This window comes from Pseudomonas cerasi (assembly GCF_900074915.1).
Lineage (GTDB): Bacteria > Pseudomonadota > Gammaproteobacteria > Pseudomonadales > Pseudomonadaceae > Aquipseudomonas > Aquipseudomonas cerasi.
Window position 1 is genome coordinate 1,037,255 of sequence record NZ_LT222319.1, and the last position, 14,425, is coordinate 1,051,679.

The window sequence follows — 14,425 nt, forward strand, 5'->3', positions numbered from 1 at the left end:
GTTACGCGTCCTTCTGCTTGGTGCCGAAAATCTTGTCACCGGCATCGCCCAGGCCCGGAATGATGTAGCCGTGTTCGTTAAGACGCTCGTCGATGGAGGCGGTGTAGATCATCACATCCGGGTGCGCTTGCTCTACGGCAGCGATACCTTCGGGCGCCGCGACCAGAACCATGGCGCGGATTTCCTTGCAGCCAGCCTTCTTCAGCAGGTCAATGGTGGCGACCATCGAGCTGCCGGTGGCCAGCATCGGGTCGATGATCATCGCCAGGCGCTCGTCGATTTCCGGGACCAGTTTTTCCAGGTAAGTGTGTGCCTGCAGGGTTTCTTCGTTGCGGGCCACGCCGACCGCGCTGACCTTGGCACCCGGGATCAGGCTGAGCACGCCGTCCAGCATGCCGATACCGGCGCGCAGAATCGGCACGACGGTGATTTTCTTGCCTGCGATCTTCTCGACTGACACCGTACCGGCCCAGCCTTGAATGTCGTAATTTTCCAGGGTCAGGTCGGCCGTGGCTTCATAGGTCAGCAGCGCGCCGACTTCCTGAGCCAGCTCACGGAAGTTCTTGGTGCTGATGTCGGCGCGGCGCATAAGGCCGAGCTTGTGGCGGATCAGCGGGTGACGGATCTCACGAATGGGCATGGGGAAAGGCTCCAGCGGGGCAAAAATCGGTCTAGGTTAATCTATTCAGCTGTTACTGTCTTAAAGCACGTGCAGTATCGTTACGAAGCTTCGACGTTCGCGGCTTTTGCAAGACACACGCAACGTTAGTCCAGAATCACTTGCTCTGGCTTGAACGGATGCGTACCTTTGCCCGCTTTTCTCAAACTGCCTTACCTGGAGAGCGTCATGTCCGCTGATCTCGAGCATATCCGTCAAGTCATGCGCGAAGCTGACTGCCTGTACACCGAGGCCGAAGTGGATGCGGCCATTGCCCGCGTCGGCGCGCAGATCAATGCCGAGCTGGCCGAGCGCAATCCTGTCGTGTTCTGCGTCATGAATGGCGGCCTGATTTTCTCCGGCAAGCTGCTCACCCACCTGAACTTCCCGCTGGAAGCGTCCTACCTGCACGCAACGCGTTATCGCAACGAAACCACCGGTGGTGATCTGTTCTGGAAAGCCAAGCCGGAAGTCTCGTTCATGGACCGTGACGTGCTGATCATCGACGACATCCTCGATGAAGGTCACACCCTGGGTGCCATCATCGACTTCTGTCGACACGCCGGTGCCCGCGCCGTGCACACCGCCGTGCTGATCGACAAGGACCACGACCGCAAGGCCCGTCCGGACCTGAAAGCCGACTACGTCGGCCTGCCGTGCATCGACCGCTACATCTTCGGTTTCGGTATGGACTACAAAGGCTACTGGCGTAACGCTGCCGGTATCTATGCGGTCAAAGGGATGTAAGGCATTCTGACGGCCGCTTCTGCGAACAGGGGCGGTCGTCGATTCGCAATTATATGGAAACCCTCAATGAAGCTACTGATTCCCGGCGCCGTGGCGTTGGTGCTGTTGTCTGGTCTGGCAGTTGCCGCACCTGCTGCGCCGGTTTCGGCCAGCCCCATGCACGATCAATACCTGCCGCCTGACGACCTGAGCCTGCGCGAAGGTGTGCCCGAGCAGCAACAGTTGATGCGTGTCACCGAATACACCATCGTTGCCGGTAACCAGCGGCAGTCGAGTCAGCAGCCGATTCCGGTCACCTCGCCCTTGTCGCTGCGCCTCAAGGGCAAGTCGCTGAACAAGGGCGCGTCCATCTCTCAGGTGCTCGTGCACTTCGATGGCGGTGATAGCAAAAGCCTTAAAAAGCCGACCTATGATGAGCCGTCGCGCACGTTGACGCTTTATTACCCGCTGTCCCAATACCGTGTGCTGGTGGACTTGCTGCGCAACGAGAAGGTCTATTGCCAGTTCCTCAGTTATGCCAACGGGCACATCTGGGCTGATCTGCACACCACCTCTGCACGTGCGCGTTGAGCGCGGCGCTCGCCGGAGGGTAAACTGCCCGACCGTGAAAGTGTCTGCGACCTGCTGGAGCCTGTAATGCGTAAAGATAAGAAGCAGTTGATTGGCGATGAGATCGGCGATGAGCAGATTAAACTGTTCCTCGATTTCGAGCCGTATGATGCTACCTCGCCGTCGCTGCACAAGCTGATCAAGGCCTACCGTGGGCTGCGCATCAACGATTTCGAACGCTTTCTGGTGTTCTTCAAGGAAGCGGGCCATGACTTCGACGGCAAGGACGAGCACGGTAACGATTTCATTGCCCTGATCAAGGATCAGCGCAACGCCGATGAATACATCGAACTGATCGAAAAAGCCCGCGGTTGACTATCCTGCCAAGGCTCCGCATTGCCAGGGCTGGACGCAGAGCGTCCGGAACTGCATTCCCACGCGGAGCGTGAGGAACGAGAGGCGCACCAGAGAACACCTATCGTGCCAATGCTCCGCGTTGGCATGCATTTCGTGACGCTCTGCGTCACACGGCTACGCTGCACCGCACGCGGAGCGTAAGGACGAAAGCCGCAGTTATTTGCGCGCCTGATACGCCTTGCCGTAATGCCGCTCCAGTCGTGACTGCAACAACTCCAGCCCGATCGACATGATCCAGTACAGCACCGCTGCGGTGGTCAGCATTTCTATGTATCGATAGCTGGAGCGGCCGTAAGACTGGGCCAGAAACATCACTTCCCAGACGCCCATCACTGAAATCAGTGAGGAGTCCTTGAGCATGGAGATGAACTGGTTGGTGGTCGGCGGAATGATCGTGCGCATGGCCTGGGGCAGGGTAACGCGCCAGAAGATCTGCGCCGGGCGCAAGGCCAGGGCCAGCGCGGCTTCACGCTGTCCGGCAGAGACGCCGATGATGCCCGCACGGAAAATCTCGCTCAGGTAAGCCCCGTAGTTGAGCGACAGCGCGATCACCCCCGCCGTGATGGCTCCGGGCACGATGCCGAGTTGTGGCAGGCCGAGATAGATCAGCAGGATCTGGATCAACAGCGGCGTGCCGCGAAAGAACGAGGCGTAAAAGCTGGCGATGCCGAACGCCACCGCGCTGCTGGAAAGCCGCGCGAGTGCCGTGACAAAGCCGAGCGCCACCGAGACCACGATCGAGCACACTGACACGAACAATGTCAGCGCCGCGCCCTGCAGAAAGCCGTTGGGGGCCAGATGCAGCCCGATCAGATTCGGCAGTTTGTCGAGGATGATCGACAGCTTCAGATCGAAGCTCAGGAAGAAACCGGCGAACAGCACAAACATGACCAGCCAGGTCAGGTAAAGCCGTGTGCGGAAGCCGAAAACTCGCTTGAGCAGGCTCTGCTCGGCCTGCTCGGGTGGGCGCTGGGGCTGAAAGGAAGTCATTTGCTGATGTCAGCACCGATCCACTTTTGCGACAGCTTGCTCAGGGTGCCGTCGCTCTTGAGTTCGGCGAAGACTTGGCGAACCTTGGCGTCCCATTCCGGATCGTCTTTTTCGATGGCCACCGAGTTGGGTTCTTCATACAGCGAATCGCCCGCCAGCTTAAAGCGCTTGTCCTGATCCAGGCGCGGTTTTGCGGTCACCAGATTGGTGAGTATCGCGTCCAGCCGCTTTCCAGCACCCAGCCCGAGGTCTTGAAAGGCCACGTTGTCGTTGTCGTACGGGGCGATCTGTACGTCTTCGAAGGGGTACTGCAGTGGCTTGTCTTCGGCGCCATCAATGACCAGATTCTTGTTCAGATAGCTTTCATAGCTGGAGGCGCTGGTCAGACCGACCTTCTTGCCGCTCAGGTCCTTGGCCGAATGAATACGATCATCCGAGGCGTTGACTACGATCACCGCAGGCGAGGCGTAATACTCGACCGGGAAGTTGAACACTTCGGCGCGGGCCTTGCTCGGTGTCATCGAGCAGACGCAGATGTCATAACGGCCACTCCAGTGGCCTGCGGCGATCACGTCCCAGGACGGCGTTTCAAGGCGCAACTTGACGCCCAGTTTCTGCGCCACGGCCTTGGCGACGTCGACATCGAAGCCGTCCAGTTCATTCTTGTCATTCAGGAAAGAGAAGGGCGGGTAACTTTCCATGAGGACGTTGACCAGCTCTTTGTTTTTCTGCACGCGATCCAGCGTGGCGCCGGCCATAGCGTGTGTGGAGGCCGCCAGAGTGACCAGGCCGATGCCCAGCAGAGCGCGATAATTCACAGATTTCCCCTGAAAAAGTGTTTGTAGTTTGATGAAAGGGCCGTATTAAATACGTTATACAAGACTGACTCATAATGAGTTTTTTTCATATACATATAAGCAGATCACATATGACTCAAGGCACAACTGTAATTCTCGATGGCGGCATGGGCCGTGAACTGCAGCGTCGCGGAGCCCCGTTTCGCCAGCCGGAGTGGTCGGCTCTGGCTTTGAGTGAAGCACCCGAAGCTGTGAGTGCGGTACATGCCGCTTATATCGAAAGTGGTGCTCAGGTCATCACCAGTAACAGCTACGCCGTCGTGCCGTTTCATATTGGCGAAGAACGTTTTGCCCGCGAAGGTCAGGCACTGGCTGCGCTGGCCGGGCAACTGGCGCGTGAGTCGGCCGATGCCTCTGGCGGACGCGCCCGTGTGGCGGGCTCCATTCCGCCGCTGTTCGGCTCCTATCGCCCTGACCTGTATCAGCCGGAGCAGGCTGCCGATGTGCTGAAACCACTGGTTGCCGGGCTGTCGCCGTATGTCGACCTGTGGCTGGCCGAAACCCAGAGCTGCATTCTCGAAGCGCAGACCATCCGCGCCGGGCTGCCCAATGACGGAAAACCGTTCTGGCTGTCGTTCACCCTGCAGGATGAGGACACTGACGAAACTCCGCGTCTGCGCTCAGGCGAGCCGGTCGCCGACGCCGCCAGGGCCGCCGCAGCAATGGGGGTCGCCACGCTGCTGTTCAACTGCAGCCAGCCAGAGGTGATCGGCGGCGCAATCGACGCGGCGCGTGAGGTGTTCAAGTCGTTGAACGTCGACATAGCCATTGGTGCGTATGCCAACGCCTTCCCGCCGCAACCCAAGGACGCCACGGCCAACGACGGTCTGGATGAGCTGCGTGAAGACCTTGACCCGCAGGGCTATCAGCAGTGGGCGGCAGACTGGGTCAAGCGCGGCGCCACGCACATTGGCGGCTGCTGCGGAATTGGCCCGGAGCACATTGCCGTACTGTCCGGAAGCCTCTGACGGGCACCTGCAATAAACCCAATAAAAAGCCCCGTGGCTGGTAAAGGCTCACGGGGCTTTTTGTTACAGCACAGCAGCAGCGGTAGGGTCAGGCGAAGCTGTGTTCCTGGCTGCTTTTCTCGACCAGTTCCAGCGCCTCGTCGTTCTGCGCGCTGATGCGCTCGTAGAGCGGCGCATCGGTTTCGAGGATCTTTTCCCTGGCCGGGAAAATCTCTTCGAGCTTGGTCGCCCATTCCGTGCGGGTTTTCTCCGGGAAGCAGCGTTCGAGCAGCTCAAGCATGATCGACACGGTCACCGATGCACCCGGTGACGCACCGAGCAGGGCGGCCAATGAGCCGTCTTTTGCGGAGACCAGCTCGGTGCCGAATTGCAGCACGCCGCCTTTTTTCGCGTCTTTCTTGATGATCTGCACGCGCTGACCGGCGATTTCGAGACGCCAGTCTTCGGCTTTCGCTTCCGGATAGAAGCGGCGCAGCGATTCCAGGCGTTGCTCCATTGATTGCATCACTTCGCTGACCAGGTATTTGGTCAGGTCCATGTTGTCGCGCGCCACCGCCAGCATCGGTTTGATGTTGGCCACGCGGACCGAGAGCGGCAGGTCGAGTAACGAGCCGTGTTTCAGGAACTTGGTGGTGAAGCCGGCATACGGTCCGAACAGCAGGGATTTCTTGCCATCGACCACGCGGGTGTCCAGGTGCGGCACGGACATTGGCGGCGAACCCACGGCGGCCTGGCTGTAGACCTTGGCCTGGTGATGCTTGACCACTTCCTGGTTGTCGCAACGCAGCCACTGACCGCTGACCGGAAAGCCGCCAAAGCCCTTGCTTTCTTCGATGCCCGACAACTGCAACAGCGGCAACGCTGCGCCACCGGCACCGAGGAACACGAATTTGGCATCTATCTCACGCGTGCCGCCGCCATTCACGTCCTTGACGCTGACGGTCCAGCCAGCGCCGTTGCGGGTCAGGTCGGTCACCCGGCTGCGGTACTTGATCTGTGTGCCTGGAGCACTGGTCAGATGGCCGAGCAGTTGATTGGTCAGCGCGCCAAAGTTGACGTCGGTGCCGTTCATCATGCGTGTTGCGGCAATTTTTTCGTCCGCAGGCCGCCCCGGCATCATCAATGGCATCCATTCGGCCAGCTTTGCCTTGTCTTCGGTATATTCCATCGAAGAGAAGGCGTGATGCTTGCTCATGGCTTCAAAACGGGTCTTGAGGAACGAGATGCCTTTTTCGCCCTGCACGAAGCTCAGGTGCGGGACTGGGTTGATGAACGATCTGGCTGAACCAAAGGTGCCCTTGCGTGCCAGATAGGCCCAGAACTGTTTCGAGACTTCGAACTGGGTGTTGATGTGCACCGCTTTCTTGATGTCGATGGAGCCATCAGCCGCAGGCGGCGTGTAGTTCAGCTCGCACAGACCTGCGTGGCCGGTGCCGGCGTTGTTCCACGGGTTGGAACTCTCTGCAGCACCGGAATCCATCAGCTCAACGACTTCCAGCGTGATGCCGGGGTCGAGCTCTTTAAGCAATACCGCCAGAGTGGCACTCATGATGCCCGCTCCGACCAGTACTACATCGACTGCTTCTTTATGCGCCATTAACGCGTCTCCAAAATCTGCAGCACCAAATTGACGGCATACGATCCTGAGGCTGGTTGCCAGGTGTTCGTGGGCTGGATCAAATGTCTACCCTCGTGCGCCTTGCCAGGATCGCCTGACCGATTCTTCGCAATTTTTCGCATCCAAAGCGCAGGTCCCGGTCAGGTCCGGTCATGGTTCATCAATGCTTCATGAACGCATTTCCAGGCCTGCGAGGCCATTCGACCATCGTCAGGGAGCCCCTTGTGCAATTGGCTCCTGCCGATGGCGTCAGGCTCCGGTCATGGAGGCGCAGTCGCGGTCAGTCCTGTTCAAGAGAGTCGGTTCAGACGCTGATGGTGCATTTACAAACGCGTACCTATTCATTTGCTCGCCACACTCTTGTGAAGTAGTGAAACCCGTTTTTCACGTCCTTTTGGGAACGCGAACCAAACCTCGAAATGGCTGCGATGACAGCGCTGGCAGGTCAGGAGCATAAAGAGTGAGGCGCTGACGGGCGGGAAAGGTTCGATTCGATTCGAGCTTTCTTCACCTTTCATCGAGCACACTCGTGCGCAAATGACCTGTGTGGGCGGCTCTCTGTGGGCATTACGAAGGCGCTAATACGGCGATTAGCAGTGCTGCGAGGCCCGATCAGGAGACGTCCTTATAATCGGGGGGAGATTATAGCGATGAAATGGCAGGAATTGATCGCTTTAAATGACTTTTATTCGCTCTCCGGTCAGGCGGTGAGCAACTGGCCGCGCGTTGAGCGTTCGCTACGCTGCGTCACGCGTGCGCTGGCGGGCAGTGGTCGATTCAGCCAGCTGATCCGTTGCTCGGTCACTTCAACCCATTCCACGCCGGTCGGACGTTGCGCGCAGTGTTTGAATGCACGGCAGATACCTGCCTGATCGATACGCGCATAGTGGCGATGCTGGGGGCGTGCAGTGAACAGAGACCGGAACAGATTCATGGCGCAGCTCCTGTGACGTGAATGAGCGTCTGTGCGATGGAGGCGAGTCTGCCGCGTGGATGTGACGCCATGATTACACCGTGCCGGATGAATCTCGTCCTGCGTTGCTGCGTGAAACCCGATGCGTGTCGAATGTCCGAGGCTTAACGGTCAGTGGCCTCTGGTTAGCGGCTGTTACAGGCCGCTATACTGCGGCACATTCAGTGTCTGGCCCATGGAGAAATGAGCATGCTGCGTCGCATTTTGTTCGGTTTGCTTGCTGTAAGCAGTTTGACCCTGGTGGGTTGCGCCCACAGCCCACAACAACTCAGCCCCACGCCCAAGCTCAACGCGCAGCTGGCGCCGGTAGGGCGCGGGCAGCCTGTGGTGGTGCGTGTCGTCGACGGCCGTCCTGGCCCGACACTGGGCACGCGCGGCGGCATGTACCCGGAAACCAGTTCGATCAGCGTCAACGGTGCCGATATCGTTCCCAAGCTCCAGGCCCAGGCTGAAGCCGCCGTGCGCCTGTTGGGCTTTACGCCGACCCAGGGCGGCAGCGCTCCGCAGTTGACCGTGACCCTCGCTGACTTGAAGTACCAGTCGCCCAAGGAAGGTCTGTATGTGACTGAAGCCACCATCAGCTCGACGTTCCGCGCTGACGTGCGCAATAACGGTCGCTCCTACAGTGGTCGTTACGCCGCATCGCTGGATCAGCGTTTCGGTATGGCGCCGAATCAGGAAACCAACACCAAGCTGGTGAGCGACGTGCTGAGCGACGCACTGACCCGCGTGTTCCAGGACCCGACCATCGGTTCGACCCTGTCGCAGTAAGCCTCTAACCATCGCGATAAAAAAAGCCCGGCCCCTGTTGAGGGGGCCGGGCTTTTTGCTGTCCCGGGTTTGGTATCAGGCTGCTTGCTGGTAAAAGTCCAGAAAACTCAACCCCGTGTCCTGATCCAGATCCGGCAGATCATGATGAACATGCCCGCCCAGTGCGCAGTAGACCAACCAGTGGCGGTCCTGAACATTGAAGGCCAGGCCATCGATCAACTCCTGCTGCTCATCGCTTGGGGCAATGAGATAAAGGCGATCCTGATTTTTTGCATGCAGCATGACAAGCTCCAAAGAGAGGGAAGTCCGTTTCTCGAGGAGCCACACAATGCAGGCGAAGTATGACGCTGGGGTGACAGCGGCAGAGAATTGTCATGCAGAATATTTCGGGGGCGCATGATCACGCGGAGCATGGGCATGACACGTGTTCTCCCGCACACCTGTCGTTCCTCACGCTCCAGCATGGAAATGCCTTGGGTGACGCTCTGCATCACGGCGCGCTGAAGCGCTCAAGACCGGACGCAGAGCATCCAGAACGGCGTACCCACGCGGAGCATGGGCGCGATAGACGTTCCGATTCTTAAAGCGCCAGCCCTGCCTTGACGCGGTACTGGTTACGCACCGGTGTCGCGTATTGCTGAATCATGTAAGGGCGGTGCTCGATCGGCGTGCCAGCCAGGCGACTTTCCCACTCCTCCCTGGCGCGTTCGAGTTCATCGGCCGGGAACAGTGCGTCAGCCTTCGGCACTTCCAGCGCCGGATCGGCATCGCTCCACTGCGCGTAAGCCAGATAATGCACCGGGAACAGCCGATAGCCGCCGAGAATCTGCCGGTCCATCTCGATGGCCAGTTGCTTGGTGTCCTCGAAATACTCGGTGATCGGCGGTGCGAAGTTCACGTGCACGCGGCCTTTATAGCCGGTGATGCCGAGGGCAATGCTCACGTCGTCTTCGCCCGGCGTCTTGGTGTAGACGCCGGTTGTCGCACGAATGTACAGCTCGCGGGCCTTGGCGCTGTCGCACGGATCATATTCGTAGCTGATCGACACCGGGATCAGGTTCAGCGAACGAATCACGTCGCCAAACGGCTCATCCTTGCGGCTCATGTGGAACATCTTGAGGATCGCCGACTCGGTACGGTCGTCACCGTCCTTGGCGCGGCCCTCGGCCTGAGCGATCCAGATCGACTGGCAGTCCTTGGTGATCGAGTGATTGATGTACGCCGACAGCAATTGATAAGCCGCCATTTTTTCGCGTCGCCCGATGATCGAGCGATGCACGATGAAGCTCTTGTTCAGGCGCATCAGGTCGCTGACGAATGGCTTTTGCAGCAGGTTGTCGCCAATCGCGATGCGCGGAGTGGGCAGGCCTGCGTGGTACACGGCGTAGTTGACGAACGCCGGGTCCATGACGATATCGCGATGGTTGGCCAGAAACAGGTAGGCGCAACCGGACTTCAGCTGTTCGACGCCGGTGTAGGTGACCCCGTCCGTGGCGCGTTCGATCGTGTGGTCGACGTAATATTCGACCTTGTCCTGCAGCGTGGCGACCGAGTCGATACCGGCAAACTCGCGGCGCAGCTTGCGCGCCAGGGTAGGCTGCAGCAGCCAGCCGAATGCGCCCGCGAGGCGGGGAAAGCGGAATCGGGTCAGAATGGCGAGAAAGGCTTTGTCGCTCAGCAGACGTGCCAAGACGGCGGGGACTTCTGCATCGTTGTAAGGTCGGATGGCATCAAATTCGCCCATCATGCTCTCTTGTTTGAATCGAATAGGGTAAAAAGAAGACGGATTTGTTAAAACTGCCTTCTGAAGAATGGGTCAATTATACGCATAACTGATCCCGGAGACCGTGATGCAGGAATTACAGAGTTACGACTGCCCTTATTGCGGCGAACCTGTCGAAGCCGTACTGGACCTTTCCGGTGGCGATCAACAGTACATTGAAGACTGTCCGGTCTGTTGCCGCCCGATCATTTTCGACCTGCAGACCGACGGCGAAGACTGGAATCTGGACGTTCGCAGCGAGAACGAGTGATGCAGAAGATCTACGAGCCCGAGAACCTGATGGAGGCCGAGTTGCTGCTGGCAATGCTCGCCAGTGAAGGCATCAAGGCGCATCTGGCCGGTCGCGATCTGCTCGGGGCGATGGGCGAGCTGCCGGGGCTGGGGCTGCTGGCACTCAAGGTCGAAGATGCGCAGGTCGCTCGCGCACGAGCGTTGATCACTGCGTACAATAGCGCCTCGCCTCTGTCTGGCGATGAGCCGGACGACTTCCCCGATGTACTGGTGTGCTGAGCACCTTAAAAGAGTCTGATTAGCCCCCATGTGTGGACGCTACGCCCTGTTTCGCTGGACCCCTGCCTTTGCCGCCTTGCCCGGTTTTCCTGCCGATCAGCAGGCGCAATGGAATATTTCGCCAGCCGACTGGGTGTTGATCATGCGCGCCGCCGAAAACGCTGACGGTATCGAGCTGGTGCGCGCGCGCTGGGGCCTGACGCCGGCCTGGCTCACCGACCTGTCGAAAACACCCGCCCATGCCCGCGCCGAAACCTTGGCCGAGCAGCCGATGTTTCGCGATGCCTTCACCCATCGCCGCTGCCTGCTCCCCGCCAACGGCTTTTACGAATGGCGCGGCACGGTGCGCAAGCGTCCGTTCTGGTTGACGCCGGGGGAGGGCGCCGCGCTGTTTTTCGCCGCAATCTGGGAAGCCTATCCGGTGCAGGGGCATACGTACCTGAGCGTCGCGGTGGTCACCCAGGCGGCTGCGACCCAGCGTCGGCCATTGATTCTGGATGCCAAGGGCCAGAAAGACTGGCTGGCCGCCGACACGCCGCTGCCGACGTTGCAAGCGTTACTGGCTGCCCCGCAGACGGCGCTGCGCGAACGGCCTCTGGCCAATCTGGTCAACGATCCCAAGCTGAATGCGCCCGAGTGCCTCACGCCATTAAGCTAGGCGGGGACGGCAAAAAACACCGAATCGGACAAATCCGATATCCGCGTTGAAGTACATCTGATACAAACTGGACACACCTGCGGGAACCATCCACCCCTGTCAAAGACCAAGATGCCAGTTGGCCGGTATCTGGCGCAGAGGTCTGCCCCGGGACTGACCGTTTTACACACAAGGAGATACACCATGCGTCCTTCATTTGCCTTCTGTGCCTTGAGCGCTGCGTTGCTGCTCGGCGGGTGTCAGGCAGTCAATACCACGAGTGGCGACTCGGTCGGTGTGGAGCGCAAACAGTACATGTTCAGCATGCTCTCCACGGATGAAGTCAACAAAATGTACGCCCAGTCCTATCAGCAGACCGTTGGCGAGGCGACCAGCAAAGGGGTGCTGGACACCACCAGCGCCAATGCCAAGCGGGTTCATGCAATCGCCAATCGACTGATTGCCCAGGCGCCCAAATTGCGGCCTGATTCGGCGCAGTGGCAGTGGGAAGTCAACCTGATCAAGAGCGATGAGCTGAACGCCAATTGTGGTCCTGGCGGCAAGATTTTCGTTTACACCGGTCTGATTGATACCCTCAAGCTGACCGACGATGAAATCGCTGCGGTCATGGGCCACGAGATCGCCCATGCCCTGCGCGAGCACGGGCGTGAAGCGATGTCCAAGGCATACGGCGTTTCAATGGCCAAGCAGGGCGCAGGTGCCTTGCTGGGATTGGGACAGGACAGCCTGGCGTTGGCAGATACCGTGGTCAACTACAGCCTGACACTGCCCAACAGCCGCAGTAACGAGAACGAAGCCGATCTGCTCGGTCTGGAACTGGCCGCACGTGCCGGTTACAACCCGAATGCGGCGATCACACTGTGGCAGAAGATGACCCAGAACTCCGGTGGTTCGCAGCCTGAGTTCATGAGCACTCACCCGGCCTCGGAAAGTCGCATCGCTTCGTTGCAGGCTGCGATTCCGAAAGTCATGCCGCTGTATCAGGCTGCCCCCAAATCCTGAGTGAATGAGTCGCCCGTAGCGTTGCGCGTGTCTTTGCAAAGCTACGGGCCAGCATTACACCCAGCCGCTGACTTGCATTGCCTTGTAAACCGCCACCAGCGCCAGCACGAAGAACGCGCAGGCAGCCAGTCGGCGGATCAGGGTCAGCGGCAGTTTCTCGGCGGCGAAATTGCCCGCCAGTACCACCGGCATGTTGGCCAGCAGCATGCCCACCGTGGTGCCCAGAATGACCAGCCACAGATAGGAATACTGCGCCGCCAGCATCACCGTGGCGATCTGCGTCTTGTCACCGATTTCAGCGATGAAGAACGTAATCAGCGTGGTCATGAACGGGCCGAACTTGCGTGCCGTGCTGGCTTCGTCATCGTCCATCTTGTCCGGAACCAGTGTCCACAGCGCCGTGGCGGTAAAGCTGGCGGCGAGTATCCAGTGCAGCACTGCGTCTGACAGATAACTGCTGAACCAGGCACCTACAGCGCCAGCTGCTGCATGGTTGGCCAGCGTTGCGGCAACGATGCCTGCGATGATCGGCCAGGGCTTGCGAAAGCGCGCAGCGAGAATGAGCGCGAGCAACTGCGTCTTGTCACCGATTTCGGCGAGTGCGACCACTGCGGTAGGGATTAAGAATGATTCCAGCATCAGGTTTCCTAAGGGGCGGGCCGACACGGCTATGACACGTACGACCTCCCCGCCCCGGGTAAGGTGTTCGTGTCATAGGTCTTGTCAAACCACCGATCTGTCTGAGCGGATTCCGGGTCGCACGTACCATGGTCTGAGGACCAAGTATGTTGATACGTGCCGGACGAGCATAGCGCTCGTGGGAGACTACTCCCCTAGGACGGAGCGGATTCTGCCTCCGCGAAAACGTTTCGGCAAGTGCTTATTTCAGGGGCGTTTGGCGCTGTAGATTTTGAAACCGTTGCCTTGCGCCCTGACTTCGCACTGCCCGACGTGCTCTTCGATCAACGGCTGATAACGCAGGAAGTTATTCGCCACCAAGCGCAGTTCGCCGCCTGATTTAAGATGTTGGCGGGCTTTTCTCAGCAGGTTTTCCGTTGCCATGTAATCGGTATGAACGCCGACATGGAACGGCGGGTTGCTCAGAATCGTGTTCAAGCCCATCGGTGCTGCGTCGATGCCGTCACCGGTCAGCACCTGGGCTTGCAGGCCATTGGCGGCCAGGGTCAGGCGCGAACTGGCGGTGGCGAAGGCATCGACATCGAGCATGATGACTTCGTTGTGCGGGTAACGACGCTTGATCGCCGCCCCCAGCACTCCGGCGCCACAACCGAAGTCGAGCAGGTTGCCGCTGGGTAGCTTGTCGATGTTTTCCAGCAACAGGGCTGAACCACGGTCGAGGCGGCCATGGCTGAACACGCCGGGCAGGCTGACGACGTTAAGCGGGCCGTCCTGCAATTCGATCTGGTAGGGCTTGGCGAGGCTTTCCAGGCTGACGGCTTGCGGTGCGTGCTCGACCGTCACCTGCCACAGCTGGCAGTGGCGGGCGCTGTCCAGCTTGCGTGCGCGACCGAACGGGCTCAGTTGCTTGGCAGCCGCTTCGATACCGCCACGTTTCTCGCCGACCAGAAACAGCTCGCGCCCGGCCAGTCGCGAGGCCAGCGCATTGAGCAGGTAGTCGGTCAGGTCACGTGCCTTGGGCAGGAACAGCACAGCGGCTTCGAGGTCTGTCTGTGGCGCTTCGACGCCGAAATCCACACGGCCTTCAAAACGCGCATCCAGAGCCACCTGATCGCCGGCGTGCCAGCACCATCCACGGGCATCCGGCAGTTTTCCGAGCAGGTCATCGGCGGGCAGCCCGACCAACAACAGCGAGCCCTGAAACAGCTCGGCCTGACGGAGTAACACTTCACTGCGCGGGTCCATGGAATGGCTCCTGAAAAAGCGCGCAGTCTAACAGGATATG

At 59.4% G+C, this 14,425-nt stretch carries 18 protein-coding genes and 1 riboswitch; of the genes, 9 read left to right on the forward strand and 9 right to left on the reverse strand.

Going from position 1 to position 14,425, the window contains the following annotated elements:
- Position 1: 1 nt before the first annotated feature.
- Positions 2-640, reverse strand: a complete 639-nt coding sequence (gene upp, locus PCPL58_RS07170) for a uracil phosphoribosyltransferase (RefSeq protein ID WP_003365583.1) — start codon at positions 638-640, stop codon at positions 2-4.
- A 207-nt stretch (positions 641-847) separates the two neighbouring features.
- Between upp and PCPL58_RS07175 the strand changes: the two genes are divergently transcribed.
- The 3 genes from PCPL58_RS07175 (at position 848) to PCPL58_RS07185 (ending at position 2,329) form a co-directional block, all read left to right on the forward strand.
- A complete protein-coding gene (locus PCPL58_RS07175) occupies positions 848-1,405 on the forward strand; it encodes a hypoxanthine-guanine phosphoribosyltransferase (protein ID WP_003433705.1) in 558 nt (185 codons plus the stop codon).
- A 66-nt stretch (positions 1,406-1,471) separates the two neighbouring features.
- Positions 1,472-1,975, forward strand: coding sequence for a hypothetical protein (locus PCPL58_RS07180; protein WP_003365577.1), 504 nt, complete (start codon positions 1,472-1,474; stop codon positions 1,973-1,975).
- Positions 1,976-2,041: 66 nt separating this feature from the next.
- The gene (locus PCPL58_RS07185; RefSeq protein WP_003365576.1) at positions 2,042-2,329 is read left to right on the forward strand and encodes a PA4642 family protein; all 288 of its coding nucleotides are present in this window, start codon (positions 2,042-2,044) and stop codon (positions 2,327-2,329) included.
- A gap of 198 nt (positions 2,330-2,527) precedes the next feature.
- On the opposite strand, the gene PCPL58_RS07190 is transcribed toward PCPL58_RS07185, so the two are convergent.
- On the reverse strand, positions 2,528-3,361 hold the full coding sequence (locus tag PCPL58_RS07190) for an amino acid ABC transporter permease (protein WP_003318211.1): 834 nt from the start codon (positions 3,359-3,361) through the stop codon (positions 2,528-2,530).
- Positions 3,358-4,179: an ABC transporter substrate-binding protein gene (locus tag PCPL58_RS07195; RefSeq protein WP_065349119.1), complete on the reverse strand. Its 822-nt coding sequence runs from the start codon at positions 4,177-4,179 to the stop codon at positions 3,358-3,360. The genes PCPL58_RS07190 and PCPL58_RS07195 overlap by 4 nt, the downstream gene beginning before the upstream one ends.
- Positions 4,180-4,289: 110 nt before the next feature.
- On the opposite strand from PCPL58_RS07195, the gene PCPL58_RS07200 reads away from it, so the two are divergent.
- On the forward strand, positions 4,290-5,186 hold the full coding sequence (locus PCPL58_RS07200) for a homocysteine S-methyltransferase family protein (RefSeq protein ID WP_044309903.1): 897 nt from the start codon (positions 4,290-4,292) through the stop codon (positions 5,184-5,186).
- Positions 5,187-5,274: 88 nt separating this feature from the next.
- Here the strand turns inward: PCPL58_RS07200 and mqo are convergent, their stop codons facing one another.
- Together mqo and PCPL58_RS07210 are read right to left on the reverse strand one after the other, a co-directional pair.
- Entirely contained in the window at positions 5,275-6,783 is a 1,509-nt protein-coding gene (gene mqo / locus PCPL58_RS07205) for a malate dehydrogenase (quinone) (RefSeq protein WP_065349120.1), read from the reverse strand.
- Between the two features lie 721 nt (positions 6,784-7,504).
- Positions 7,505-7,738 carry a hypothetical protein gene (locus PCPL58_RS07210; RefSeq protein ID WP_003365562.1) on the reverse strand — a complete coding sequence of 78 codons (234 nt, stop codon included), beginning with the start codon at positions 7,736-7,738 and terminating at the stop codon, positions 7,505-7,507.
- A gap of 228 nt (positions 7,739-7,966) precedes the next feature.
- On the opposite strand from PCPL58_RS07210, the gene PCPL58_RS07215 reads away from it, so the two are divergent.
- Entirely contained in the window at positions 7,967-8,548 is a 582-nt protein-coding gene (locus PCPL58_RS07215) for a YajG family lipoprotein (protein ID WP_065349121.1), read from the forward strand.
- Positions 8,549-8,623: 75 nt separating this feature from the next.
- Here the strand turns inward: PCPL58_RS07215 and PCPL58_RS07220 are convergent, their stop codons facing one another.
- Positions 8,624-8,830: a hypothetical protein gene (locus tag PCPL58_RS07220; protein ID WP_003346138.1), complete on the reverse strand. Its 207-nt coding sequence runs from the start codon at positions 8,828-8,830 to the stop codon at positions 8,624-8,626.
- Positions 8,831-9,128: 298 nt separating this feature from the next.
- Positions 9,129-10,292 carry a 1-acyl-sn-glycerol-3-phosphate acyltransferase gene (locus tag PCPL58_RS07225; RefSeq protein WP_032609513.1) on the reverse strand — a complete coding sequence of 388 codons (1,164 nt, stop codon included), beginning with the start codon at positions 10,290-10,292 and terminating at the stop codon, positions 9,129-9,131.
- A 106-nt stretch (positions 10,293-10,398) separates the two neighbouring features.
- Between PCPL58_RS07225 and PCPL58_RS07230 the strand changes: the two genes are divergently transcribed.
- From PCPL58_RS07230 to PCPL58_RS07245, 4 genes are all read left to right on the forward strand, one after another.
- Positions 10,399-10,581 (forward strand): CPXCG motif-containing cysteine-rich protein, encoded by a 183-nt coding sequence (locus PCPL58_RS07230; protein WP_002552181.1) that lies wholly within the window; start codon positions 10,399-10,401, stop codon positions 10,579-10,581.
- Positions 10,581-10,841, forward strand: a complete 261-nt coding sequence (locus PCPL58_RS07235; RefSeq protein ID WP_003365554.1) for a putative signal transducing protein — start codon at positions 10,581-10,583, stop codon at positions 10,839-10,841. The genes PCPL58_RS07230 and PCPL58_RS07235 overlap by 1 nt, the downstream gene beginning before the upstream one ends.
- A 28-nt stretch (positions 10,842-10,869) precedes the next feature.
- Complete coding sequence (locus PCPL58_RS07240; RefSeq protein WP_065349122.1) at positions 10,870-11,499, forward strand: SOS response-associated peptidase; 630 nt, start codon at positions 10,870-10,872, stop codon at positions 11,497-11,499.
- Between the two features lie 183 nt (positions 11,500-11,682).
- Complete coding sequence (locus PCPL58_RS07245; protein WP_003365550.1) at positions 11,683-12,501, forward strand: M48 family metallopeptidase; 819 nt, start codon at positions 11,683-11,685, stop codon at positions 12,499-12,501.
- 54 nt (positions 12,502-12,555) lie between these two features.
- Here PCPL58_RS07245 and PCPL58_RS07250 read toward each other — a convergent pair whose 3' ends face one another.
- Together PCPL58_RS07250 and PCPL58_RS07255 are read right to left on the reverse strand one after the other, a co-directional pair.
- Positions 12,556-13,140, reverse strand: coding sequence for a TMEM165/GDT1 family protein (locus PCPL58_RS07250; protein WP_065349123.1), 585 nt, complete (start codon positions 13,138-13,140; stop codon positions 12,556-12,558).
- A gap of 13 nt (positions 13,141-13,153) precedes the next feature.
- Positions 13,154-13,348, reverse strand: a riboswitch (yybP-ykoY riboswitch).
- Positions 13,349-13,386: 38 nt separating this feature from the next.
- The gene (locus PCPL58_RS07255) at positions 13,387-14,385 is read right to left on the reverse strand and encodes a methyltransferase (protein WP_065349124.1); all 999 of its coding nucleotides are present in this window, start codon (positions 14,383-14,385) and stop codon (positions 13,387-13,389) included.
- Positions 14,386-14,425 lie beyond the last annotated feature (40 nt).